22 protein-coding genes are annotated in these 23,125 nt (G+C 63.8%); 11 read left to right on the top strand and 11 right to left on the bottom strand.

What is annotated here, in order from left to right; genetic code table 11:
- Nucleotide 1: 1 nt before the first annotated feature.
- The 7 genes from ABW22_RS07475 to ABW22_RS07505 all read left to right on the top strand — a co-directional run bounded on the left by ABW22_RS07475 (nucleotide 2) and on the right by ABW22_RS07505 (nucleotide 5,916).
- Complete coding sequence (locus ABW22_RS07475) at nucleotides 2-487, top strand: hypothetical protein (protein ID WP_059754416.1); 486 nt, start codon at nucleotides 2-4, stop codon at nucleotides 485-487.
- Complete coding sequence (dsrO, locus tag ABW22_RS07480) at nucleotides 484-1,260, top strand: sulfate reduction electron transfer complex DsrMKJOP subunit DsrO (RefSeq protein ID WP_059754175.1); 777 nt, start codon at nucleotides 484-486, stop codon at nucleotides 1,258-1,260. The genes ABW22_RS07475 and dsrO overlap by 4 nt, the downstream gene beginning before the upstream one ends.
- 6 nt (nucleotides 1,261-1,266) lie before the next feature.
- Nucleotides 1,267-2,469, top strand: coding sequence for an NrfD/PsrC family molybdoenzyme membrane anchor subunit (gene nrfD / locus ABW22_RS07485; protein WP_059754179.1), 1,203 nt, complete (start codon nucleotides 1,267-1,269; stop codon nucleotides 2,467-2,469).
- Nucleotides 2,470-2,563: 94 nt separating this feature from the next.
- A complete protein-coding gene (locus ABW22_RS07490; protein WP_059754183.1) occupies nucleotides 2,564-3,934 on the top strand; it encodes a cobyrinate a,c-diamide synthase in 1,371 nt (456 codons plus the stop codon).
- A 33-nt stretch (nucleotides 3,935-3,967) separates the two neighbouring features.
- Nucleotides 3,968-4,288, top strand: a complete 321-nt coding sequence (locus tag ABW22_RS07495; RefSeq protein ID WP_059754186.1) for an iron-sulfur cluster biosynthesis family protein — start codon at nucleotides 3,968-3,970, stop codon at nucleotides 4,286-4,288.
- Between the two features lie 5 nt (nucleotides 4,289-4,293).
- Nucleotides 4,294-5,733, top strand: a complete 1,440-nt coding sequence (gene cysG / locus ABW22_RS07500; RefSeq protein WP_059754189.1) for a siroheme synthase CysG — start codon at nucleotides 4,294-4,296, stop codon at nucleotides 5,731-5,733.
- Nucleotides 5,734-5,916, top strand: coding sequence for a hypothetical protein (locus ABW22_RS07505; RefSeq protein ID WP_059754193.1), 183 nt, complete (start codon nucleotides 5,734-5,736; stop codon nucleotides 5,914-5,916).
- 107 nt (nucleotides 5,917-6,023) lie between these two features.
- Here ABW22_RS07505 and ABW22_RS17270 read toward each other — a convergent pair whose 3' ends face one another.
- The 10 genes from ABW22_RS17270 to dusB form a co-directional block, all read right to left on the bottom strand.
- Nucleotides 6,024-6,230 carry a hypothetical protein gene (locus ABW22_RS17270; protein ID WP_157648576.1) on the bottom strand — a complete coding sequence of 69 codons (207 nt, stop codon included), beginning with the start codon at nucleotides 6,228-6,230 and terminating at the stop codon, nucleotides 6,024-6,026.
- 332 nt (nucleotides 6,231-6,562) lie between these two features.
- A complete protein-coding gene (locus ABW22_RS07510) occupies nucleotides 6,563-7,228 on the bottom strand; it encodes a response regulator (RefSeq protein WP_059754198.1) in 666 nt (221 codons plus the stop codon).
- Nucleotides 7,225-8,424: a GAF domain-containing sensor histidine kinase gene (locus ABW22_RS07515; RefSeq protein ID WP_059754201.1), complete on the bottom strand. Its 1,200-nt coding sequence runs from the start codon at nucleotides 8,422-8,424 to the stop codon at nucleotides 7,225-7,227. Before ABW22_RS07515 ends, ABW22_RS07510 begins: the two co-directional genes overlap by 4 nt.
- A gap of 168 nt (nucleotides 8,425-8,592) precedes the next feature.
- Nucleotides 8,593-11,808 carry a transglycosylase domain-containing protein gene (locus tag ABW22_RS07520; RefSeq protein WP_059754205.1) on the bottom strand — a complete coding sequence of 1,072 codons (3,216 nt, stop codon included), beginning with the start codon at nucleotides 11,806-11,808 and terminating at the stop codon, nucleotides 8,593-8,595.
- Nucleotides 11,801-12,736 carry an oxygen-dependent coproporphyrinogen oxidase gene (hemF, locus tag ABW22_RS07525; RefSeq protein ID WP_059754209.1) on the bottom strand — a complete coding sequence of 312 codons (936 nt, stop codon included), beginning with the start codon at nucleotides 12,734-12,736 and terminating at the stop codon, nucleotides 11,801-11,803. The genes ABW22_RS07520 and hemF overlap by 8 nt, the downstream gene beginning before the upstream one ends.
- Nucleotides 12,736-13,302, bottom strand: a complete 567-nt coding sequence (locus tag ABW22_RS07530; protein WP_237763266.1) for an L-threonylcarbamoyladenylate synthase — start codon at nucleotides 13,300-13,302, stop codon at nucleotides 12,736-12,738. Before ABW22_RS07530 ends, hemF begins: the two co-directional genes overlap by 1 nt.
- On the bottom strand, nucleotides 13,286-14,614 hold the full coding sequence (gene purD, locus ABW22_RS07535; protein ID WP_059754213.1) for a phosphoribosylamine--glycine ligase: 1,329 nt from the start codon (nucleotides 14,612-14,614) through the stop codon (nucleotides 13,286-13,288). Before purD ends, ABW22_RS07530 begins: the two co-directional genes overlap by 17 nt.
- Before the next feature lie 110 nt (nucleotides 14,615-14,724).
- Nucleotides 14,725-16,284, bottom strand: coding sequence for a bifunctional phosphoribosylaminoimidazolecarboxamide formyltransferase/IMP cyclohydrolase (gene purH, locus ABW22_RS07540; RefSeq protein ID WP_059754217.1), 1,560 nt, complete (start codon nucleotides 16,282-16,284; stop codon nucleotides 14,725-14,727).
- A 22-nt stretch (nucleotides 16,285-16,306) separates the two neighbouring features.
- Entirely contained in the window at nucleotides 16,307-16,546 is a 240-nt protein-coding gene (locus ABW22_RS07545; protein ID WP_059754222.1) for a helix-turn-helix domain-containing protein, read from the bottom strand.
- 13 nt (nucleotides 16,547-16,559) lie between these two features.
- On the bottom strand, nucleotides 16,560-17,612 hold the full coding sequence (gene dusB, locus ABW22_RS07550) for a tRNA dihydrouridine synthase DusB (protein WP_059754226.1): 1,053 nt from the start codon (nucleotides 17,610-17,612) through the stop codon (nucleotides 16,560-16,562).
- A gap of 130 nt (nucleotides 17,613-17,742) precedes the next feature.
- Here dusB and mscL point away from each other — a divergent pair, with 130 nt between their 5' ends.
- Nucleotides 17,743-18,162 carry a large conductance mechanosensitive channel protein MscL gene (gene mscL / locus ABW22_RS07555; protein ID WP_059754230.1) on the top strand — a complete coding sequence of 140 codons (420 nt, stop codon included), beginning with the start codon at nucleotides 17,743-17,745 and terminating at the stop codon, nucleotides 18,160-18,162.
- Nucleotides 18,163-18,316: 154 nt separating this feature from the next.
- Here mscL and polA read toward each other — a convergent pair whose 3' ends face one another.
- Nucleotides 18,317-21,043 (bottom strand): DNA polymerase I, encoded by a 2,727-nt coding sequence (gene polA, locus ABW22_RS07560; RefSeq protein ID WP_059754424.1) that lies wholly within the window; start codon nucleotides 21,041-21,043, stop codon nucleotides 18,317-18,319.
- A gap of 13 nt (nucleotides 21,044-21,056) precedes the next feature.
- Here polA and ABW22_RS07565 point away from each other — a divergent pair, with 13 nt between their 5' ends.
- The 3 genes from ABW22_RS07565 to ABW22_RS07575 all read left to right on the top strand — a co-directional run bounded on the left by ABW22_RS07565 (nucleotide 21,057) and on the right by ABW22_RS07575 (nucleotide 23,118).
- Complete coding sequence (locus tag ABW22_RS07565) at nucleotides 21,057-21,785, top strand: TIGR00730 family Rossman fold protein (RefSeq protein ID WP_059754234.1); 729 nt, start codon at nucleotides 21,057-21,059, stop codon at nucleotides 21,783-21,785.
- 52 nt (nucleotides 21,786-21,837) lie between these two features.
- Nucleotides 21,838-22,161, top strand: a complete 324-nt coding sequence (locus tag ABW22_RS07570) for a DUF2782 domain-containing protein (RefSeq protein WP_059754237.1) — start codon at nucleotides 21,838-21,840, stop codon at nucleotides 22,159-22,161.
- Nucleotides 22,162-22,341: 180 nt separating this feature from the next.
- On the top strand, nucleotides 22,342-23,118 hold the full coding sequence (locus ABW22_RS07575; RefSeq protein ID WP_059754240.1) for a BPSS1780 family membrane protein: 777 nt from the start codon (nucleotides 22,342-22,344) through the stop codon (nucleotides 23,116-23,118).
- Nucleotides 23,119-23,125: the final 7 nt, after the last annotated feature.

The raw sequence follows: 23,125 nt of genomic DNA on the forward strand, positions 1-23,125 counted from the left end.
AATGAAACGCCTCCTGGCTCTGGGTGCAGTCGTGCTGACGACGGCTGCCCTGGCCTGGGCCGGGTCGGACACCCAGCCCAAGGCCGGTGGCGCTCCCATGCCGGTCATCCAGAAAGCCGTCAAGGGCGAGCAGTGTGTTGAAGACACCGACTACATGCGGCGCAACCACATGGTGCTGCTGGATCAGCATCGCGACAAGACCGTGATCGAGGGGGTGCGCACCAAAAAGTACAGCCTCAAGGAATGCATCAACTGCCACGCCAGCGAAACGACGGGCAGCGTTGCGGCCGCCAAGGATGACTTTTGCGTGAGCTGCCATAGCTATGCAGCGGTGAAGATCGATTGTTTCGAATGCCATTCCACCAAGCCGCAAGGCTCGATTGCAATGCATTCGCTGAATGCTGAAACGGCGCACTACAAGCACAAGCTTGCCGCCCAGGCGACAAGCAAGGTCAGTGTTGAAGAGATGGCTGGGGTTGCCCAATGAGTGAACTAAAACCGATGTCTGACCAGACCCCTGCATCGCCCGAACGTCGCCGCTTTGTCGGCGGCGCTGCAGCAGCGGCAGGCCTGGCGATTGCACCCGGTGTGATGCTGCATCAAGTGGCGCATGGCCGGCCGGAAGAACAGGCTGCCAGCAGCGCCGTACGTTGGGGCATGCTGGTCGATGCGACCAAGTGTGCAGCAGGCTGTGATGACTGCGTGACCGCTTGCAGCACCGAAAACGGCTGGACGCCGGTGGCGGAGAGCAAGCACCCGAAGCAGGCTCCGCAGTGGATCCGCAAGCTGGAACTGCAGGACCCGCTGACGCAGGTGGAAACCAACCTGCCGATGCTGTGCCAGCACTGCGCCGAACCACCGTGCGTGGATGTGTGCCCGACCGGCGCCTCGTTCAAGCGTGCCGACGGCATCGTGCTGGTCAACCGCCACACCTGCATCGGTTGCCGCTACTGCATGATGGCCTGCCCCTACAAGGCGCGTTCGCTGGTGCACGAACCACTGAACGATACCCAGAAGCCGGATGTGCCGCGCGGAATTGGTTGTGTCGAATCCTGCACCCTGTGCGTGCAGAAGATCGATCGTGGCGACGGCAACACCGCGTGTGCCGAAGCCTGCACTGCCGCCGGACACAACGCCTTGCTGTTCGGCGACATGAATGATCCTGAGAGCGAGATTTCGAAGCGTCTGCGCGAACTGCCGACCAAGCAGGTGCGTGCCGATCTGAATCTCAACCTTGGCGTTCGCTATCACGGAATCTAAAACAACATGGCAAGCATTACCTTCCGCGAAGTAGAAGGCAGCAGCCTGAAGTACTGGTTGCTGTTCGGGGGTCTGGGCCTCTTCGTCCTGTTCGGCGCATTGGCCTGGAATACCATGCACCACTACGGCCACGTCGTGACCGGGATGGACAACCAGATCGTCTGGGGGCTGCCGCACGTGTTTGCAGTGTTCCTGATCGTGGCCGCCTCGGGGGCGCTCAACGTCGCCTCGATCGCCTCGGTGTTCAACAAGCCGATGTACAAGCCGCTGGCGCCGCTGTCGGCGATCCTGTCGCTGGCGCTGATGCTGGGCGGCCTCTTGGTGCTGGTGCTCGACCTGGGCCGTTCCGACCGCCTGATCGTGGCGATGACGCACTTCAATTTCAAGTCGATGTTCACCTGGAACGTGTTCCTGTATTCCGGTTTCTTCGGGCTGGTGGGCATCTACCTGTGGACCATGCTGGACCGCACCGTCAAGTCCTACTCAAAGGCGGCGGGCACCGCGGCCTTCATCTGGCGCCTGATCCTGACGACCGGTACCGGCTCGCTGTTCGGCTTCCTGATCGCGCGTGAGTTGTACGGTACCGCCATGCTGGCACCAATGTTCATCATCATGTCGTTTGCCTACGGCCTGGCGATTTACCTGATGGTGCTGGCCGCAGCCTATGCCTGGACCGGCCGGACCCTGGGCGATGCCGTGATGATGCGGCTGAAGGGCCTGCTCGTGGTGTTCGTCGCGGCGGTGCTGTATTTCGTCGTCGTTCACCATATGACCAATCTCTACTTCGCCAAGTTTCACGGCGTAGAAGCTTTCATCCTGCGCGACGGCGGCATCTTCACTACCCTGTTCTGGGTGGGACAGATCGTCATCGGCTGCGTGGCGCCGCTGGTGATCCTGCTGAGCGGCCTTGGCAAACAACGCACGTGGATCATGGTTGCGTGCGGCCTCGTCATTGCGGGCGGCATGGCGCAGATGTATGTCACCATCATCGGTGCGCAGGCCTATCCGCTCGACATGTTCCCCGGCCTGATCGAGAACAGCAGTTTCTATGATGGCGTCGTGAACAGCTACACGCCCAGCATGCCCGAGCTGTTCCTCGGCCTCGGCGGGGTGGCGATCGCGCTGCTGGTGACCACCTTTGCGATCAAGGTGCTGCGCCTGTTGCCGGCCAGCCTGGACGACGCCACCGTCGCCAAGCTGGAACATTGACTTGCATGAACCTGCCAGGTGATCGCCTGGCAGGGGATTGGCCAGCATGAACCCGCAAGTCACTTCAAACGAATCTTCCCGGCGCGGGGCTCATATGCCCCGCGTCTTCATTTCTGCAGCGCATAAATCGTCCGGCAAGACCACGCTCACGCTCGGGTTGTGTGCTGCCCTGCACGCGCGCGGCCATGCGGTGCAGCCCTTCAAGAAAGGGCCCGACTACATCGATCCGTTGTGGCTGGGGATGGCGTCGCAGCGCCCCTGCTACAACCTCGATTTCCACATGATGCTGCGCGATGAAATCGAGCAGCAGTTCGCCCACGCTGCGGCCAGCGCGCGCATCAGCCTGATCGAGGGCAACAAGGGCCTGTACGACGGGCTCGATCTCGACGGCAGCAACAGCAACGCGGCGCTCGCCAAGCTGCTGGGTGCGCCGGTGGTGCTGGTGATCGACGCGCGCGGCATGACCCGCGGCGTGGCGCCGCTGATTCTGGGCTATCAGGCATTCGACCCGGAGATTCGCATTGCCGGCGTGATTCTCAACAACCTCGGCGGCAGCCGCCACGAGTCCAAATTGCGTGCGGTGATCGAGCACTACACCGACGTCGAAGTGATCGGGGCAGTGCAGCACGACGCCAGCCTGCAGATTGCCGAGCGGCATCTTGGGCTGGTGCCGGCCAACGAGCAGGGGGCCGCACGCGCCCGGATTCAGCATGTGGGCGAGCGGGTGGCGGCGCAGGTCGATCTCGACCGCCTGCTGGCGATCGGCGACAGCGCACCGGCATTCAGTGCGCCGCTCCCGACCGACACGGCAGCGCCTGCCGAGCGGCTGCGCATCGGCATCGCCCACGACCAGGCGTTCGGTTTTTACTACAGCGAGGATCTCGACACCCTGCGTGCGGCAAACGTCGAGCTGGTCGACATCGACACCCTGCATGCGCAGGCCTTGCCCGAGGTCGATGGCCTCATCATCGGCGGCGGCTTCCCCGAGGTGTTCATGGCCGAGCTCGAAGCCAATGCGCCGTTGCGCACCCGTATTCGCCATGCCATCGAAGCCGGGTTGCCCGCCTATGCCGAGTGCGGCGGGCTGATGTACCTGTCGAAGAGCCTGAGCTGGCAGGGGCAGACGCGGCAGATGGTCGGCGTGGTGCCGGGCGAAACCGTGATGCACGAGCGTCCGGTCGGCCGCGGCTATGCGCGCCTGCAGCCGACCGGCGACGACCGTTGGCAGGAAACGGCGAGCATCCCGGCGCACGAATTTCACTATTCGAGCTTGGAAAATCTGCCTGCCGACTCCATGTATGCCTATCAGGTGACGCGCGGGCATGGCATTGATGGCCAGCACGACGGCTATCAGCGACACAACTTGCTGGCCGGCTACGTGCATCGCCGGGGCACCGGCGCGCAGGGCTGGATCGCGCCGTTTTTGAAGCAGGTGCGCGCGCACAAGGCGCGCGCCACGGATTAATTTTTTTGCAGCTTAATTTTCAAAGGACATTCCATGATCAAGATCACCGACGCCGCCGCCGAACAGATTCGCGCCGCTGCCAACAATCCCGACGTCTACGGCATGGTGCTGCGTGTCGCCGCCTATCAGGAAGACGATGGCAGCGTGAACTTCGGCATGGGTTTCGACCAGGAACGCGAAGTGGACGAGCAGCTCATCGTCAACGGCATCGAGATTCTGATCGCCAGCTCCAGCACCCCCTACCTGCAGGGCGTCACCCTCGATTTCGTCGAAATGAGCCCGGGCGACCTGCGCTTCATTTTCATCCCGCCACTTTCCGCCGAGCCGGCTGACGAAGCCGCTCCCGCCGAGTAAGCTCCATGAATTACCTGCCCATTTTCCTCGACCTGCGTGACCGCCACTGTCTGGTGGTGGGCGGTTCCGAAACTGCCGCGCGCAAGGCTGAACTGCTGTTGCGCGCCGGCGCGCACGTCGATGTCGCCGCGCTCGCACTGCACGAGGGCTTTGCGCGCCTGCCGCACCCCGACCATCTGCAGCGGGTGGCGGATACCTTCACCCCAGGGCTGTTGGAGGGCAAGGATCTGGTGATCGTGGTGGAGGAAGACGCGTCCCGCGCCAAGGTGGTCGCTGACGCGGCGCGCGCACGAAACATCCCGGTCAATGTGGCGGACAAGCCCGCGCTGTGCAGCTTTATCCTGCCGTCGATCATCGATCGCTCGCCGATCATGGTGGCGGTGTCCAGCGGCGGCGAATCGCCGGTGCTGGCGCGCATGCTGCGTGCGCGGTTGGAAACCCTGATTCCCGCCGCCTATGGCCGCCTCAGCGCGCTGGCGTCGCGCTACAAGGACCGCGTGCGCGCGGCGATCAAGCCGCAGCAGCGTCGCGCCTTCTGGGAAAAGGTGTTCCTCTCGCCGGTCGCCGAAATGGTGTTCTCCGGGCGCGACGTCGAGGCCGAGTCACAGCTCGATGCCATGATCAGGGAGGGCGCCGAGCACGACATCCGCCGCGGCGAGGTGTATCTGGTCGGTGCCGGCCCGGGCAATCCCGACCTGCTGACCTTCCGCGCGCTGCGGCTGATGCAGCAGGCCGACGTCGTCGTGCATGACCGGCTCGTCTCGCAGCCCATCCTCGACATGTGCCGGCGCGACGCCGAGCGCATCTACGTCGGCAAGGAACGCGACGACCACGCGGTGCCGCAGGAGGAAATCAACCTCCTGCTGGTGCGTTTGGCCAAGGAAGGCAAGCGCGTGCTGCGGCTGAAGGGCGGCGATCCCTTCATCTTCGGCCGCGGCGGCGAGGAAATCGAGACCCTGGCCGAGCACAGCGTGCCGTTCCAGGTGGTGCCCGGCATTACCGCCGCCGCTGGCGTGGCATCCTACGCCGGGATCCCGCTCACCCATCGCGACTACGCGCAGTCGGTCGCCTTCGTCACCGGCCATCTGAAGGAAAACACCTTCAACATGAACTGGGAAGGCATTGCGCGGAAAGACCAGACCATCGTCATCTACATGGGCCTGAAAGGCCTGCCGCTGCTGTGCGAGGCGCTGATCAAGCACGGCCTGACTGCCGACACCCCCGCAGCCATCGTTCAGCATGGCACGCTGCCCACGCAGCGCGTCATTACCGGCGACCTCACCACGCTGCCGGCGCTGGCTGAGCAGGCCGGACTCAAGGCACCCACCCTCATCATCGTCGGCAATGTCGTCAAGCTGCGCGAAAAGCTCGGCTGGTATCAGCCCGAGCTGCACAGCGAGCAGGCGCACCGCACCCCGCTCGAAGCGCCGGACCACCTGCGCTGAGTGACGGCTTCGCACCCGCAACTGGACAGCCGCGCCGATATCAATGCGCAGGCGTTTGCGCGCAACCTCGTGTGGTCGCCTGAGCATGGCCTCGGCGCGATCGATTTCGAGGACGATCCGATCAGCGCCATGCCGCTGGCACAGGCGCAAATCCGCGACTGGCGAGCAAAAGTTTCGACGTAAGGCTTGATGAGCTTGGGAGGTCGCATGAGCAATCTAACGTAAAAGTAACCGGACGCTGCGCGGCTTTATCGCGCAGCGTCCGGTTGACTGCCGGGTTGGGCGTCTTGTTAGCCACCTTCGACAGTGCCGTCTTTAATCTTGGTTAATTGGACACGAGTTTGATGCAGAAGCTCATTTAGTTCCCTTACTTGAGAATATGAATCTCCATGAGTTTCGACGGCAAGCCTCCGGCCCATCTCCTGAACAACGAGGAGCAGGTCAGACAATTCGTCAATTGTTTCTCGCCTTTCGCCTTCTCTTGTTTCGTTTAACATGGTGATCACCTTTTCCTAAATAAGGCATACCGCCTGAGTTCTTCGACTTCTGTAACGGTCAGCGCCATTGCCTATTTCCTCCCGGACGAGAGGCCTAACGTAAAGTGTCCATTCTAAATGGCGGTTTATAAACCGTCATTCGTGGGCTCTGTCCTGAAAATGTGCTAGAAATCATCTTGTTATCCATTTTTAGGGCGTCCCAACAGGAGCGGGAATGCGTCACTAACTCAGTCGCCGCGTCTGCTGGATCAGGTACGCGGCAAGATTCGTTTCAAGCATTACAGCAACCGCACCGGTACGCAATGCGAAAGCCGAAACTCCCCCTTTTTCTCCTACCGCCCCTCACCCCGCCCCCCCGGCGCCCCCCGATGCTCCACCGCGAACACTGCCGCTTCCACCCGCGACGACAGATTCAGCTTGGCGAGGATGTGGCGGACGTGCAGCTTGACGGTGTCGTGGCTGATGTCGAGGGTGCGGGCGATGGCCTTGTTGCTTTCGCCGCGCGACAGGTGGGAGAGGATTTCGCGTTCGCGCGGGGTCAGCGCGTCGAGCAGGGAAGTCGAGTCCTGGCCTTTCTTGTCGTATAGATTGACCAGCTTGGCGGTCATCGCGGGGGCGACGACGGTTTCGCCGCGCTGGGCGCGCAGGATGGCGTCGACGACTTCGTCGGGTTCCATGCTCTTCAGCAGGTAGCCGTTGGCGCCGGCGCGCAGCGCGCGGGCGAGGTCGTCTTCGGCCTCGGACAGGGTGAGGATGAGGATGGGCATCTCGAAGCCGTCGGCCCGCAGTTGCTGCATCAGGGTGATGCCGTCGGTGCCGGGCATGTTGAGGTCGAGAATGAGGACGTCGGGGCGGTGTGCGCGCAGCAGCATCGCGACTTCGTCCGGGTTGCCGGTGAAGGCGGTGACTTCGATTTCGCCGCTTTGTTCGAGCAGCTCGGCCAGGCCCTTGCGGAACAGGGTGTGGTCGTCGACGAGGATGATGCGGGTGAGACTCATGCGGTGTGCTCGCTTTTGCGCTGGGGGAAGACCAGGCGGATGACGGTGCCGCCGGCAGGGCGCGACTCCACGATGAGCGTGCCTTCCAGCTTGGCGGCGCGCTCGCGCATGATGGTCAGCCCGAAGCTCTTGCCCATGGTGGAGGACTCGTCGTTTTTCTTCTGCACGCCGACGCCGTCGTCGGCGACGTTGACGATGTACTGGCCGTTTTCCAGGTCGAAGGTGATGACGACGTGGCGCGCGCGCGCGTGCTTGGCGATGTTGTAGAGCGATTCCTGGATGATGTGGAAGACCTGGATTTCCTCGTCGGGCGTGAGGTTGACCTCCTGCACCAGGTTGAGGAAATCGACGTCGGCATTGGCCTTCTTGCGGAAGCTCTTGGCCAGTTCCTGGATTGCCGGCACCAGGCCGCGCGGGTTGATGCGGTCGCGGTACTGGGTGATGAGGTCGCGCAGGTCGGCGTAGGCGAGGTCGACGGCTTCCTCGACGTCGCCGAGGTAGCGGTTGGCCTTGGGGTAGTCCTCGTGGCGCATCGCGTCGGACAGCACGGTGAGCCGCATCTTGGCGTAGGCCAGCGTCTGCGCCAGCGAATCGTGAATCTGGTTGGCCAGCATCTGGCGCTCGTTCATCAGCGAGATGCGCATGTTCTCGCGGGTCAGCCGCGCGTTCTCGAGCGCGATGCCGAGGTGCTCGCTGATCGAGCGGAACAGCAGGCGCACGTCCTCGGGAACGACGTGGCCTTCTTCCAGGAATAGGTTGTAGACGCCCATCACCTGGTTCTTGTGCATCAGCGGCACCGCCACCACGGTGTTGCAGGTGTCGCTGAAATAGGCGTCGTTGGCCTGGCGCTTGCAGTAGGCGACGTTGTTCCAGCTGCTCACCGTGACCTCGCGCGCGGCCTTGCCGCACACGCCGCAATCGACGCTGACCATGCTCTCGTGCTCGACCAGTTCGGGCGGCAGGCCCACCGAGCCGATCAGCCGCAAGTGGGTGCGGTCGTCGGTGATGACGCGCACTGCGCCCGCCTGCGCGCCGGCCAGGCGGATCATGGTCGCGAGGAAGCGCCCCAGCAACTGCTCGACGTTGGAATCACTCGACAGGCTGGTGGTGATTTCCGACAACACCCGCAACGCCGGGATGCTGTCATTGCCAGCGTCGGTGGGAGTGTGCTGGATCAGGGGGTGAATGTCATTCATGGCGCTGTGATTAGGAATCAGTTTTTGAGCATATCCGATTTGTACGCAATCTCTCAAGGACTCCGATCCACTACGCACTGAAGTGCGTGTGGAGTCGTATGCCCCACAAGGGGACTCCGATCCACTACGCACTGAAGTGCGTGTGGAGTCGTATGCCCACGCCCGGCATTACGGTTCCGGTGCGCCGTCGGGTGGCGGAGGCGTCGCAGGTATCACTGGGACCGGCACCACCACGCTGGGTTCAAGATCTTCGGGGAAGCCACCCTGAAACGGCGCGGGTTGTTTGACCGGAGGGTCGGCCTGACTGGTCGAGCCATCAGGTTTTTCCTGCGCGGGCGCACGGGGTGCGGGCGCCACTACGGCGGCGGGCTCGGCGACCGCATCGGCTGCGACCTTGGGTGGCGCCGGCGGCTGCAGATCCAGATGCGGCTGCAGCTGCGGCAGCAGGGTTTTTAGCATCTGCGCGGTGAGCGAACTGGTGAAGCCGAACTGCCCGGCCTGCTCGCCCTGGACCAGTGCGGTCAGCGTGCCGAAGTGGCGGTCGCCCAGATAAAACACGAAGGTGGCGGTGCGGTTGACCACGCGCGATTCAAGCCGCTGGCCGCCGCGGCCAAAGCGCTCGAAGCGGTGGTCGCCGGTGCCGGTCTTGCCGCCAAGGATGAGCGGCTGCCCGGCTGAGTCCTTGAGCGCGCCGGCCAGGCGGACGGCGGTGCCGGATTTCACCACGTTGGCCAGTGCACTGCGCACGGTCCGCGCGACTTCGGCCGGCATCAGGCGTTCACCCTTGGGCGGTTTCATCGACAGGCGGGTGTCGTACGGGGTGTTGGCGGCGAAATGCAGCCCGGTGAGGCTCACCATTGGCGCGCGTACGCCGTCGTTGACCAGGATGCCCATCAGCTCGGCCAGCGCCGCGGGGCGGTCGCCGGAGCTGCCGATCGCGGTGGCGTAGGACGGCGTGATGTTGTCGAATGGGTAGCCCAGACGTTTCCAGTCGGCCAGCAGGCTTTCAAAGGCCTCGACTTCGAGGAAGCTCTGGATGCGGATGTCCTGCGCATTCTTGCGGCTGGTCTTGAACAGCCATTCGTAGACCTCGAGGCGCACCCCAGTGCCAGATTCATATAGGGTTTTGAGGTCGGTTCCCGGCGTGCCGCGCAGGGTTTTCACCACCCACAGTTCCAGCGGATGGATCTGCGCAATGTAGCCGCGGTCGGTCAGGCTGTAGGCCTCGGGCGCATAGGTCTGGTACAGCGATTTGAGCGTTTTCTGGCTGAGGCTGGCACTGGCGGGCACATGAGCGCGCAGGGCGTCCACATAGGCTTCAAGTTTCGCCTGCGGTTCCAGATAACGAAACACTGCGGAGAATCGGCGCGGGTTGTGGCCGATGCGCGTGTATAGGTCTTCCGCCATCTGTTCCGGCGTGAGTGCCTTGTGGCGCTGGTAGAAACGGTTGGTGAAGACGCGACCTTCCTGGTCGACGAAGCGGGCGAGGTAGGTTTCCCGCATCGGGTTGCTGGCGTCATCCAGAATGCGCCCCCCCGCCCCCGGGGTGCTGCTGGCGTAATGGCGAACGATATCGCGCATGATGCGGATGTACACCAGGTTGACCGAATTCTTCGTGGCTTCCCACACGTCCATCACGCGGTCGTTGTCCTTGGGGTCGAAGTTGACAAAGTTGTGCAGGCCGCCGCCGGTGAAGAAGGTTTCCAGCGCCGCCGAATAGGGACGGCGCATCGCGGCCTCGAGCAGGGCATCCAGCCGGATGCCCGGTTGGCTCAGCAGGCTGGCCGCCACCCACTGCGCCAGCACGTCGCGCTGCGGCTGCGCCTTCTGCCTGAGCATGGCGGCATCGAGCACATGATAGTCAGCGTGCAGCCGCGCGATGATTTCCAGATAGGTGACGAGCGTACGCAGCTTGGCGGTGGAGCCGAGATCCAGGCGAGCCTGGCTATTGATGTCGAACGGCTGGTTGAGGTTGTCGGCCTGGATGCGCAGCAGATTACCCTGCGCGGTTTTTTCATACAGGGTGAAGCTGTAGATCACTTCGCCAAGCGGGTTTCCGGGTTGCAGCAGACGATGCCCGATCAGCCCTGATGCCGCGGCGGCCTGCGGTTTGGCCAGGCTTTGCAGGTAGGTGCTGACGATTTTTTGCGCCGGCTGGTTGATGTTGGTGTCGATCTGCAGATCGAGCCGGTCGAGGTCGTACAGGCGCGATTCGCCCAGTAACGCGGAAACGCGAATGCGTAGCGCATTGGCGGCTTTCTGGTCGACAAAACGGGGCGGCGGCGGGTCAACGCGGTGACGGGTCGTGCGCAGCTCGACTTGCTTGGCCTGATCGGCCAGCTCGCGCGGAATCAGTTCGGCATTGGCCAGCAGGTCGAGGTGGTCGTCGGTCAGCGCGTCCAGCGCCTTGCGGTTGGCGGCGAGGTAATACGAGGGGCGGCGTTCGGCGACGATCAAGGACAGCGCGTGCTTCAGCATGCTGGCATAGGCGGCGTCCTTGCTACGCGGCGGCTTTGCCAGGGTGCGGTTGACCTCGTCGAAGTCGAGTCCGTACCACGCCCACAGACCGTCGCCGATGCCGTTGACTTCGCCATAGCGTGGCGCCGCCGCCAGCGGCACAGTGTTGAGATAGGCGGTTACGATTTCGCGCCGCATTGACAGGGTGTTGGGGCCGTCGAGATAGGCGCGCAGGCTGGCGGTTCCCATCTGACGAAGTTTCTCGCTCATGCTGGCGGTGAGGCCGTCGGGCGAATGGCGATACTTCTCGATCTGCGTCGGCAGAGTGCTTCCGCCCGGCACATTGCGGTTGGTGTCGACCAGGCTGATGCCCTTTTCGATCAGGGCCTGGGCGAGCCGGTCCCACTCCACCGCCGGGTTGCGGGTGGGGAACTGTTCGGTCAGCAGTTCGCGGTTTTCGATATAGAGCAGCGCGTTCACCAGAACGTCGGGAATGTCCTCGAAGCGGCCATAACCCCACGACGGGTATTTCGCCTGGTACAGGGGCTGGCCGTCGCTGTCGAGCAGGCTGAGGCCGGCCTGGTCCTTCTCGTGGTACGGCAAAAACAGGCCGAGGTCGGCCGCCCGCGCCATCTGGCTGCTGATTTTGGCCTGCCGGTCGATTTGCCAGCCGGCCTGGTCGAGCCGCGCCAGATAATCCGGCAGCTTGCTGTAGCCGAGGCGCACGTCATACGGCCCCTCGCCGGGATAACGGATGCGCCCGGACGGCCCCGGCTGGATTTGCCAGGTCATTTTCTGTGCTGTTTTGGTGAGGTATTTCGCTTCCAGGGCAGATGACAGCAATTCCCAGGCAATGAGCCCGACCAGCCCGACGATCAGCAGCAGGACAACAAGGCCAATGAGGATGCGACGCGGGACTTTATGCATTCTGGATCCAGTCGCGAGCGGTCAGGAAATCGCTGTAGAGCACCGCTTCCGGCGTGCCGGGTTCGGGGTGCCAGTCGTAGCGCCATTTCACGACAGGTGGCAGCGACATCAGGATGGATTCGGTGCGCCCGCCCGACTGTAGGCCGAACAGGGTGCCGCGGTCGTACACCAGATTGAATTCGACATAGCGGCCGCGCCGGTAGGCCTGGAAATCGCGTTCGCGCTCGCCGTATTCGATGTCACGGCGGCGCTGAAGGAGGGGCAGGTAAGCGGTCAGGAAGGCATCGCCCACGCTTTTCGTCATACCGAACGCATGGTCGAAGCCGCCATCGGAGAAATCGTCGAAGAACAGGCCGCCGATGCCGCGCGGCTCGTTGCGGTGCTTGAGAAAGAAGTATGTGTCGCACCAGTCCTTGAAGCGCGGATGCAGGTCGGCGCCGAAGGGATCAAGCGCGGCCTTGCAGGTGGCGTGAAAATGCTGCGCGTCTTCCTCGAAGCCGTAGTAGGGCGTGAGATCCATGCCGCCGCCGAACCACCACACCGGATCCTCGCCGTCCTTCATCGCGACGAAGCAGCGCACGTTCATGTGCACCGTCGGGGCGTAGGGGTTGCGCGGATGCAGCACCAGCGAGACGCCCATCGCCTCCCAGCGGCGGCCGGCAAGTTCCGGCCGGTGTGCGCTGGCCGAAGGCGGCAGCTGGCTACCCAGCACGTGCGAGAAATTCACCCCGCCGCGCTCCAGTACGTTGCCCTCTTCGATCAGCCGCGAGATGCCGCCGCCGCCTTCCGGGCGCTTCCAGGCATCGGTGCGGAAGGGCAGGCCGTCGGCGGCCTCGAGTGCGGCGACGATGCGCGCCTGCAGATCGAGCAGCCAGGTTTTGACGGCGCTTGAATTAAAAGTAGAGGAGTCGAAGGCGTTGGCAGGCATCAGGGGCGAAGGACGGTTCCGGTAGCAAGGTCGATCAGGGTGGACGGGCGGCGGCGCGGGCCGATGCGGCCCGCGATCACGCGCACCTGCGCACCGAATATTCTGCGGCATTCCGCTGCGGTTCGGGCGGGTTTGTTGCCGCTTTTATTGGCGCTGGTGGAAACCAGCGCCATGCCGAGGCTGCGGCACAGGCGCGCGGCGACGGGATGGGCGGTGACGCGCACCGCAATGGTGGGGCGCCCGCCTGTCAAAAGCGGCGGGCAGGCGTTTGAGGCCGGCACCACCCAAGTGACGGGGCCGGGCCAGCTGCGCTGCATCCGCGCCAGGTCGGCTGCACGCAAGGGGCGAATAAAGGGTTGCAGCCGCTTGAGATGGTCGGCGATCAGCAGCAGGCCCTTGGCGGCGTCGCGGCCCTTCAGCAGGATCAGCCGCTTCAGCGCCCGTGGATTGCGCGGGTCGCAGCCGAGGCCGTAGCAGGATTCGGTCGGGTAGGCGATGAGGCCGCCGCTTTTCAGGTAGGCCGCCAACCCAGTGCGCTGCACCGCAGCCTCACTTCTTTCGGTCAAGCGCGCGCCAGCCGATGTCGCGGCGGTATTGCATGCCGTCGAAGTGGATGGCCGCCACCGCTTCGTAGGCGCGCTTCTGCGCCATGCGCACGCTGTCGCCGAGCGCAGTCACCGCCAGTACGCGGCCGCCGCTCACCACGGTCTGGCCGTCCTGGGCAGCAGTGCCGGCATGGAACACGTGCAGGTCGTCGGTAGCGGCGGGCAGCGCACCAAAGGTAGGCAATCTGCTATCGAGCAAGCTCGATGCAGAATTGACACCGCTGATGACGGCGCCTTTCTGCGGGGCGTCCGGGTAGCCGGCGGCGGCGAGCACTACCGCCAGCGCGGTACGGCGGTCCCACTCGGCTTCGACCTGGTCGAGCCTGCCGTTGACGGCGGCTTCCAGCAGGGCGACGAGGTCGGACTTCAGCCGCAACATGATCGGCTGGGTTTCCGGGTCGCCCATGCGGCAGTTGAATTCGAGGACCTTGGGCACACCGTCGGCACCGACCATGATGCCGGCATACAGAAAGCCGGTGTAGCGGATGCCGTCGGCCGCCATGCCTTCCACCGTGGGGTGGATCACCTCGCGCATGATGCGCGCATGCAGTTCGGGGGTGACCACCGGTGCCGGCGAATACGCGCCCATGCCGCCGGTATTGGGGCCGGTGTCGCCGTCGCCCAGACGCTTGTGGTCCTGGCTGGACGCCAGCGCCAGCACGTGCGCGCCGTCGACCATGACGATGAAGCTGGCTTCCTCGCCCAGCAGACATTCCTCGATCACCACGCGGTGGCCGGCGCTGCCCATGCTGTTGCCGGCGAGCATGGCGTCGACGGCGGCGTGCGCTTCCTCGGCGGTCGCGGCGACCACCACGCCCTTGCCGGCGGCCAGTCCGTCGGCCTTCACCACGATGGGGGCGCCGTGTGCATCGATATAGGCGTGTGCCTCGGCGGCATCGGTGAAGGTACCGAAGGCGGCGCTGGGGATGCCATGGCGCGCCATGAACTGCTTGGCGAAATCCTTCGAGGACTCGAGCTGGGCGGCGGCCTGCGTCGGGCCGAAAATTTTCAGCCCGGCGGCGCGGAAGGCATCGACGATGCCGGCTGCCAGCGGCGCCTCGGGGCCGACCACGGTGAACGCGATGTCCGGATCGCGGCGGACAAATTCGACTAGCGAGGCAATCTCGGTCAGCGGCACGTTGACGAGCCCGTCCTCCGTCGCCGTGCCGCCGTTGCCGGGCGCGACAAAAACCTGCGAAACGCGGGGAGATTGCGCGAGCTTCCACGCCAGTGCGTGTTCGCGTCCGCCGGAGCCGATGACTAGGAGTTTCATGTGGGGAGTCGAGAGTGAAGAGTCGAGAGTCGAGAGCGGTGGATCGAGCGCGGCAGGTCGAGAGGCGGGCATTTACTCTCCACTCTCGACTCTCCGCCCTCGACTAACTTTTAATGCCTGAAATGCCGCGTGCCGGTGAACACCATGGCGATGCCGTGCTCGTTGGCGGCAGCGATGACTTCGTCGTCGCGCATCGAGCCGCCGGGCTGGATCACCGCCTTGATGCCGGCTGCAGCGGCCTGGTCGATGCCGTCGCGGAAGGGGAAGAAGGCGTCGGACGCCATCACCGAGCCGGGTACCGGCAAACCGGCGTGCTCGGCCTTGAACGCGGCAATGCGCGCGGAGTTGACGCGGCTCATCTGGCCGGCGCCGACGCCGACGGTCATGCGGTCACGGGCGTAGACGATGGCGTTGGATTTGACGAACTTGGCGACGCGCCAGGCGAACAAGAGGTCGTCCATTTCCTGTGGGGTCGGCGCGCGGTCGGTAACGGTCTTCAGTTCGCCGTGCAGCAGCACGTCGGCGTCCTGCACCAGCAGGCCGCCGGATACGCGCTTCATGTCGAGTTGGGCGACCGATCCGGACCACTGACCGCATTCGAGCAGGCGCACGTTCTTCTTCGCGGCGACGGCGGCGGAGGCTTCCGGGCTGACTTCGGGCGCGATGATGACTTCGACGAACTGGCGCTCGACGATGGCCTGCGCGGTTTCGCCGTCGAGCCGGCCGTTGAAGGCGATGATGCCGCCGAAGGCCGATTCGGGATCGGTCTGGTAGGCGCGGTTATAAGCGTCCAGCAGATTGGCGCCATAGGCGACGCCGCAGGGGTTGGCGTGCTTGACGATGACGCAGGCGGGCGCGGCGTCGAACAGCTTGATGCATTCGAGCGCGGCGTCGGTGTCGGCGATGTTGTTGTAGGACAGTTCCTTGCCCTGGATCTGCCGTGCCGTGGCAATCGTGCCGGCGGGGGCATTGCCCTCGACATAGAAGGCGCCGGCCTGGTGCGGGTTCTCGCCGTAGCGGCAGGTCTGCGCGCGGGAAAACTGCAGGGTCAGCTGTTCGCCGAAGGCCTCGCGCTCGCCGTTTTCATTGAGCGCGGTGAGGTAGTTGCTGATGTGGCCGTCGTACTGCGCGGTGTGGGTGAAGGCCTTCTTCGCCAGCTTGAAGCGGGTAGGGTCGGTCAGCGCGCCGCCGTGGACCTGCATTTCGGTCACCAGTGCCGGGTAGTCGGCAGGGTCGGTGACAATGGCGACATGGCGGTAATTCTTGGCCGACGAGCGCACCATCGCCGGGCCGCCGATGTCGATGTTCTCGATGGCGTCGTCGAGCGTGTGCGGCTTCGACACCGTGGCGACGAAGGGATACAGGTTCACGCATACCAGGTCGATGTAGCCCATGCCGTGTGCGTTCATGGTGGCGACGTGATCCGTAAGATCGCGCCGCGCCAGGATGCCGGCGTGCACCTTGGGATGCAGCGTCTTGACGCGGCCGTCGAGCATTTCCGGGAAACCGGTGTATTCGCTGACGTCGATCACCGCAAGGCCGGCATCGCGCAAGGCCTTGGCAGTGCCACCGGTGGACAGCAGTTCGACGCCCGCTGTGGTGAGCGCGCGGGCGAAGTCGACGAGGCCGGTTTTATCCGACACGGAAAGCAGGGCTCGCTGTATTTTCATTTGGCGATGCTCATGATGGGTTTCAGTCAGAGAGGCCGTGTTCGCGCATTTTCTTGCGCAGGGTGTTGCGGTTGATGCCGAGCATGTCGGCGGCGCGGGTCTGGTTGCCCTCGGCACGGTCGAGGATGTAGGCCAGCAGCGGCTTTTCCACCGCACTCACCACCATGCCGTAGATCTCGCTCGGCGTTTCGCCGTCGAGGTCTTTGAAATAGCGATTGAGCGACCGCCGCATGCAGGCGGCGATCTCGTTTTCTTCGATCATTTTGAAGCTCCCCTTATGCTGCGAGCCGTGATGCCGGTGGCATGTCAAGCGCGCAATTATTTTCGTGGCTGATTTCGTAGCTCAGGCGGCAGTTGGCACGTGCCGCCTGAGCAAAGTAATCGTTGACGACGGCAAGCTGTTCGGCCACCGAGTCGAACTGGTTCATGGTATGGCGGAAAGCGCTGCTGCCGATCAGGCCGCGGGTGTACCAGGAGATGTGCTTGCGCGCCACGCGCACCCCGGTGATGTCGCCATAGAACGCATACAGGTCGTGGATATGTTCGAGCAGAACCGTGTGGATTTCGGCGACTTCCGGCTGCGGCAGGTGCTCGCCGGTGGCCAGATAATGCCCGATCTCGCGAAAAATCCACGGACGGCCCTGCGCGGCGCGGCCGATCATCACGGCGTCGGCGCCGGTGTATTCAAGGACGTACTGGGCCTTTTCGGGGGTGGTGATGTCGCCGTTGGCGATGATGGGAATGCGCGCCTCGGCCTTCACTGCGCGAATGGTTTCGTATTCGGCCTCGCCGGTGTAGCCACAGGCGCGGGTGCGTCCGTGCATCGCCAGCGCCTGCACCCCGGCATTCTCGGCAATTTTCAGGATGGTCAGCGCATTCTTGTGCTCGCGATCCCAGCCGGTGCGGATTTTCAGCGTTACCGGCACTTCCGGCACCGCCTTCACCACGGCATCCAGAATCCGTCCGACCAGCACCTCGTTCTGCAGCAGGGCGGAGCCCGCCATCACGTTGCACACCTTCTTGGCCGGGCAGCCCATGTTGATGTCGATGATCTGCGCGCCGCGATCGACGTTGTGGCGTGCAGCTTCCGCCATCATCTCAGGGTCCGCCCCGGCGATCTGCACGCTGATCGGGTCGACCTCGCCCTCGTGGTTGGCGCGCCGTGCGGTCTTGGCCGAGCCGTACAGCAGCGAGTTTGACGTCACCATCTCGGACACCGCCATGCCCGCGCCCAGTTTTTTGCAAAGCTGGCGGAAAGGCCGATCGGTCACCCCGGCCATGGGGGCGACGATCAGGCGGTTCTTGAGGAGGTGGCTGCCGATGCGCATAAGGAGGCGAATTTTACCCTCACCACGGGTCCCCACCAAGCAGAGAGAATTTACATTCAATATTGGCGATAGGCTGCCGTGGCGTCTAGGATGAACCGGGTGGTTTCCATCAATAAAGGGGGGAGGAAGCATGAGTGTTGTGTCGGAATTCAAGGAATTTGCGGTCAAGCGCAATGCCATGGACCTGGCGGTCGGGGTCATCATCGGCGCGGCTTTCGGCAAGATCGTCGACTCCATCGTCAAGGATCTGATCATGCCGATCATTGGCGCGGTGTTCGGCGGCTTTGATTTTTCCAACCTGTTCATCGCGCTCGGAACCGTGCCGGAAGGCGTGGCGAGGACGCTGAATGGTTTAAAGGAAGCCAACGTGCCGGTGTTCGCCTACGGCAATTTCCTCACCATCCTGCTAAATTTCATCATTCTGGCCTTCATCGTCTTCATCATCGTCAGGCAGCTCAACCGCCTGAAGAAGGAAGTACCGCCTGCGCCTGCCGCGACGCCGGAGGATGTCGTGCTGCTGCGTGAAATCCGCGACAGCCTGAAAAAATAGGACACTACATTGCGCTGACGAGGGGAGGCAGGAGGGCCCCTCGGCCCGATGCCGTGGTGCTTGCATGGGTACGAAAATCGGGGCGAGGGCGCCCCCTCCTACCTGGGGCCGAAACCGTAGCCGGCCTCCCATTGGTCTGCCGTAGGATCCGGCGTCAGTGCGCCGCTTCCCAGTTGCTGCCGGCGCCCACCCCGACGCGTAAGGGCACCTTGAGCGCGGCGACGTTGCACATGTGTCCGGGCAGTTCAGCGCGCACGCGGTCGAGTTCGTGCTCGGGTACTTCGAGGATGAGTTCGTCATGCACCTGCAGCAGCAGGCGGCTTTCCAGCTTCTCGTCATCGAGCCAGCCCTGTACCGCGATCATTGCCAGCTTGATGAGGTCGGCGGCGGTGCCCTGCATCGGGGCGTTGATGGCGGCGCGCTCGGCACCCTGGCGGCGCTGCGGGTTTTTGGCGTTGATCTCCGGCAGGTAGAGGCGGCGGCCGAATACCGTTTCGACATAGCCCTGGCTGCGCGCGGCCTCGCGCGTGCGCTGCATGTAGTCGGCCACGCCGGGATAACGCGCGAAGTAGCGGTCGATGTAGGCCTGCGCGGCGGCGCGCTCCAGGTTGAGCTGGCTGGCCAGGCCGAACGCCGACATGCCATAGATCAGGCCGAAGTTGATGACCTTGGCCATGCGCCGCTGATCGTTGCTCACTTCGTCGAGCGGCACGCCGAACACTTCGGCGGCCGTCGCGGTATGGATGTCGCGGTCCTCGGCAAACGCCTTCAATAACCCGGCGTCGTCCGACAGGTGCGCCATGATGCGCAGCTCGATCTGCGAATAGTCGGCCGACACCAGCACGTGCCCGGGCGGCGCGATGAAGGCCTCGCGGATGCGGCGGCCCTCGGCGGTACGCGCGGGGATGTTCTGCAGGTTGGGCTCGGCGCTCGACAGCCGCCCGGTCACCGCTGTGGCCTGCGAATAACTGGTGTGCAGGCGTCCGGTGACCGGGTGGACCATCTGCGGCAGCTTGTCGGTGTAGGTCGATTTCAGCTTGGCCATGCCGCGGTAGTCGAGAATCGCCCGCGCGATGGGGTGGTCGAGCGCCAGCAGCGCCAGCGTTTCCTCGTCGGTGGACGGCGCGCCGCCGGGGGTTTTCTTGACCACCGGCAGGCCCTTTTGTGTGAACAGGATGTCGCCGATTTGCTTGGGCGAGCCGAGGTTGAACGGCTGCCCCGCCTCTTGAAAAGCGCGCTGTTCCAGTTCCAGCATCTTCTTGCCGAGCTCGCCGCTTTGCACTGCGAGCAGGTTGCGATCGAGCAGCACGCCGGTTCGTTCCATGCGGAACAGGATCTCGGCCACCGGCAGCTCGATCTGGCGGTACACGAAATCGAGCTTGTCCGAAGCGGCGAGTTGCGGCGCCAGCGCATCGCGCACGCGCAGCGTGACATCGGCATCCTCCGCCGCATATTCGCTGGCGCGCGAGAGTTCGACCTGCTCGAAGCCGATGCGCGACGCGCCCTTGCCAGTGACGTCGTCGTAGCTGATCGTCGCCAGACCCAGGTGGCGCGACGCCAGGTTGCCGAGTTCGTGCGACTGATGGGCTTCGAGCACGTAGGACTGCAGCAGCGTGTCGTCCACCACGCCACGCAAGGTGATGCCGTAATTGGCAAAGATGTGGCGGTCGTACTTGAGGTGCTGGCCGATGATCCTGGGTTCCGGGTTTTCCAGCAGCGGCTTGAGCCTGGCCAGCGCGGCGACGCGGCCCAGCTGTTCGGGCGCGCCGGCATAGTGATGCGCCAGCGGCAGGTAGGCCGCTTCGCCGTGGTGGATGGCAAATGAAATCCCGACCAGTTCGGCCTGCATGGCATTGAGGCTGGTGGTTTCGGTGTCGAGCGCGAACGCAGGCGCCGCTTCCAGCTTGGCGATCCAGGCGTCGAGCGTGGCCTCGCTGAGAATGCTTTCGTAGTGGCAGCGATGGTCGCCGCTGCAGTCCTGCTCGGGGGCATCAGGTTGGACGGTGGCGGCGGCATCGAGCTCGTTCAGCCAGGTGCGGAACTCGTAGCGCTCGAACAGCGCCCGCAGCGCATCGGTATCACGCGGCTTCAGCACGAGGTCGTCGAAATCGAACGGCAGCGCCACATCCATCTTGATGGTGAGCAGCGCGCGCGCCTGCGGCAGCCAGTCGCGGGCCGCGCGCAAGTTGTCGCCGACCACGCCCTTGATCTCGTCGGCGTGCGCCATCAGCTTGTCGAGGGTGCCGTATTCGGTCAGCCACTTGACGGCGGTTTTGGGGCCGACCTTGGCGACGCCGGGCACGTTGTCGACGGTGTCGCCGATCAGCGTGAGGTAATCGATGATGCGTTCCGGCGGCACGCCGAACTTGGCGGTCACGCCGGCCTCGTCGAGTGTTTCCTCGCTCATGGTGTTGACCAGCGTCACCTGGTCGTTGACCAGTTGCGCCATGTCCTTGTCGCCGGTGGAGACGATGCTGTGGATTCCGCGCTGCGCGGCATGCAGCACCAGGGTGCCGATGACGTCGTCGGCCTCGACCCCGTCGATGATGACGAGCGGCCAGCCCTCGGCGCGGATCAGCGCGTGCAGCGGTTCGATCTGGCAGCGCAGGTCGTCCGGCATCGGCGGGCGGTGTTCCTTGTAGGCGGGATAGAGGTCGTCGCGGAACGTCTTGCCCTTCGCATCGAACACGCAGGCGATATAATCGGCCGCGTAGTCGCGGCGCAGTTTGTGCAGCATGGAAAGCACACCCTTGATCGCATTGGTCGGCTCGCCCGCCTGGTTGCGAAAGTCGGGCAGCGCATGGAACGCGCGATACAGGTAGGACGAACCGTCCACCAATAGCAGGATTTTTCTGGCTTGACTTACACTAGATTCGTTCACGAGGCGCTCGAAAATGCACTTTGATAAATTGCCGGCCAGCGCCGACCCGCGGCGCACTGCCGAGATCGATTATTCGGCGCGCGAGTCGTGGCGGATGCTGGGGATTATGGCAGAGTTCGTCGAGGCAACCGAACGGCTGGCGTCCATCCGCCCGGCCGTGTCGATCTTCGGCAGCGCCCGCACGCCGCCCGACCATGCGAATTACATGCTCACCGAAGACATCGCGCGCAAACTGTCCGATGCGGGGTTCTCGGTCATTTCCGGCGGCGGCCCCGGCATCATGGAAGCCGCCAACAAGGGTGCGTATTTCGGCAAGTCGCCTAGCGTCGGTCTCAATATCCAGCTGCCGCACGAACAGAGCGCCAATACGTATCAGGACATCAGCCAGACCTTCCGGCACTTTTTTGCGCGCAAGGTCATGTTCGTCAAGTTCGCCGCCGCCTATGTCGTCATGCCCGGCGGCTTCGGCACGCTGGACGAGCTGTTCGAGGCGCTGACCCTGGTGCAGACCGGGAAAATCGCGCCCATCCCCATCATCCTGGTCGGATCAAGCTTCTGGGCGGGCCTGGCCGACTGGGTGAAAACCCGGATGGTGGATGACGGCATGATTTCGCCCGGGGACATCAACCTCATGCACATCATCGACAAGCCGGAAGACGTGGTCGATGCTATCTTCAGCCATTATGAAAAGCGCGGCTTCATGCCGTCGCTGGCCGAGCGCGAAATCCAGTTCAGTTTGTAAGTTGCTGCCCTGCCTGTAACCTAAACTTAAAGTCTGTCTTCTGGAGCGTGCCATGCGTTACCCCGTTTTGCTGTTGACCCTGTTGTTGAGCGGCCTGGCCGTTGCCGCCTCACCCGCCGACCGCCCGCCCGGGTTGACGCCGGTTCCCGATGGCGCGCCGGGCCCCGGTGATGCCCCGCCGGTGACGATCAAGCCGAGCAGCCCGGGACGCGTCGTCGAATACCGCGCCAACGGCAAGCTCTACATGCTGAAAGTCATCCCCAGGTACGGCAAGCCGTATTACCTGGTCGACCAGCGCGGCGACGGCCAGTTTGCGCGGCAGGACAGCCTCGATTCCGGCATGCGTCCTCCGATGTGGGTGATCAAGGAGTTCTGATCCTTTGCAGGCGCGTCGGTGATTGATGGGAAACTCAATAATTTGAATTTCCCATCAATCACAGCCAGGCTTGAATGTTTATTGATCCGACACGCAGCGCGGCTGTCGGGTATTCTCGGTTGTGCGCATACCCTGTCCTTATTTAAAGTCGATTCGTGTCATATCAATAAAGTCCGCCCCATGAATACCGCATCCAATCAAGACATTCCGCGCAAGGTCGCGGCCAGCCAGGGGTTCCAGTGGGTGGCCGCAGGCTTTCGCCTGTATCGCAAAAATCCCTTATTGCTATCCGCCGCGTTCGGCGTGCTGTTCGGCGTGGTGATGGCGCTTGGCCTGATTCCCATCGTGGGTGGTTCGCTGTCGGAACTGGCTTCGCCGCTGATGGTGGCCGGCTTCATGGCGGCGTATCGCATGCTCGATGACGGCGGCGAACTCGAATTACCGAATTTTCTGGCGGGCGTGCGGGGCCCCGCGATTCCGTTGATGGCGGTGGGCGCGGTACAACTGCTCGGCACCTTGCTGATCGGCAAGATCATGCTCGGCATGGGGTTTGATCCGCAGGCGATTATGACGGCGGCGCAGTCGCAAAAAGACCCGGCGGAAATGCAGGCGCTCCTGAATGAGGCGCTACCGGCAGTGTTCACCGGGCTTCTGCTGTTCACTCCGCTGATCATGGCCACCTGGTTTGCCCCCGCGCTGATTCTGTTCGGCGGCGCGCGCCCGGTCACTGCGCTGGGCGTGAGCCTCAAGGCCGTCGCCAGGAACTGGGCGGCGATGATGGTGAACGGGCTCACGCTCGGCCTGTTGCTGATTCTGGCCGCGCTGGTGCCGATGCTGCTCGGCCTGTTGGTGGCGATGCCGGTGCTGTTCGGCTCGCTGTATGCCTCGTATCAGGCGATTTTCGCGGTGTGGGCGGACGAGAGTGCGGCAGCCCCCGACAACGTGGTGTCCCTCTAAAAGCGGA

The sequence above is a fragment of the Thiobacillus denitrificans genome, assembly GCF_001530125.1.
In the GTDB taxonomy this organism is placed as follows: Bacteria; Pseudomonadota; Gammaproteobacteria; order Burkholderiales; family Thiobacillaceae; genus Thiobacillus; species Thiobacillus denitrificans_C.

What these genes read in the sequence shown, in the direction of transcription:
- ABW22_RS07475 (WP_059754416.1), top strand. Translation starts at nt 2, where the DNA reads ATGAAACGCCTCCTGGCTCTGGGTGCAGTCGTGCTGACGACGGCTGCC.
- dsrO (WP_059754175.1), top strand. Translation starts at nt 484, where the DNA reads ATGAGTGAACTAAAACCGATGTCTGACCAGACCCCTGCATCGCCCGAA.
- nrfD (WP_059754179.1), top strand. Translation starts at nt 1,267, where the DNA reads ATGGCAAGCATTACCTTCCGCGAAGTAGAAGGCAGCAGCCTGAAGTAC.
- ABW22_RS07490 (WP_059754183.1), top strand. Translation starts at nt 2,564, where the DNA reads ATGCCCCGCGTCTTCATTTCTGCAGCGCATAAATCGTCCGGCAAGACC.
- ABW22_RS07495 (WP_059754186.1), top strand. Translation starts at nt 3,968, where the DNA reads ATGATCAAGATCACCGACGCCGCCGCCGAACAGATTCGCGCCGCTGCC.
- cysG (WP_059754189.1), top strand. Translation starts at nt 4,294, where the DNA reads ATGAATTACCTGCCCATTTTCCTCGACCTGCGTGACCGCCACTGTCTG.
- ABW22_RS17270 (WP_157648576.1), bottom strand. Translation starts at nt 6,230, where the DNA reads ATGTTAAACGAAACAAGAGAAGGCGAAAGGCGAGAAACAATTGACGAA.
- ABW22_RS07510 (WP_059754198.1), bottom strand. Translation starts at nt 7,228, where the DNA reads ATGAGTCTCACCCGCATCATCCTCGTCGACGACCACACCCTGTTCCGC.
- ABW22_RS07515 (WP_059754201.1), bottom strand. Translation starts at nt 8,424, where the DNA reads ATGAATGACATTCACCCCCTGATCCAGCACACTCCCACCGACGCTGGC.
- ABW22_RS07520 (WP_059754205.1), bottom strand. Translation starts at nt 11,808, where the DNA reads ATGCATAAAGTCCCGCGTCGCATCCTCATTGGCCTTGTTGTCCTGCTG.
- hemF (WP_059754209.1), bottom strand. Translation starts at nt 12,736, where the DNA reads ATGCCTGCCAACGCCTTCGACTCCTCTACTTTTAATTCAAGCGCCGTC.
- purD (WP_059754213.1), bottom strand. Translation starts at nt 14,614, where the DNA reads ATGAAACTCCTAGTCATCGGCTCCGGCGGACGCGAACACGCACTGGCG.
- purH (WP_059754217.1), bottom strand. Translation starts at nt 16,284, where the DNA reads ATGAAAATACAGCGAGCCCTGCTTTCCGTGTCGGATAAAACCGGCCTC.
- ABW22_RS07545 (WP_059754222.1), bottom strand. Translation starts at nt 16,546, where the DNA reads ATGATCGAAGAAAACGAGATCGCCGCCTGCATGCGGCGGTCGCTCAAT.
- dusB (WP_059754226.1), bottom strand. Translation starts at nt 17,612, where the DNA reads ATGCGCATCGGCAGCCACCTCCTCAAGAACCGCCTGATCGTCGCCCCC.
- mscL (WP_059754230.1), top strand. Translation starts at nt 17,743, where the DNA reads ATGAGTGTTGTGTCGGAATTCAAGGAATTTGCGGTCAAGCGCAATGCC.
- ABW22_RS07565 (WP_059754234.1), top strand. Translation starts at nt 21,057, where the DNA reads ATGCACTTTGATAAATTGCCGGCCAGCGCCGACCCGCGGCGCACTGCC.
- ABW22_RS07570 (WP_059754237.1), top strand. Translation starts at nt 21,838, where the DNA reads ATGCGTTACCCCGTTTTGCTGTTGACCCTGTTGTTGAGCGGCCTGGCC.
- ABW22_RS07575 (WP_059754240.1), top strand. Translation starts at nt 22,342, where the DNA reads ATGAATACCGCATCCAATCAAGACATTCCGCGCAAGGTCGCGGCCAGC.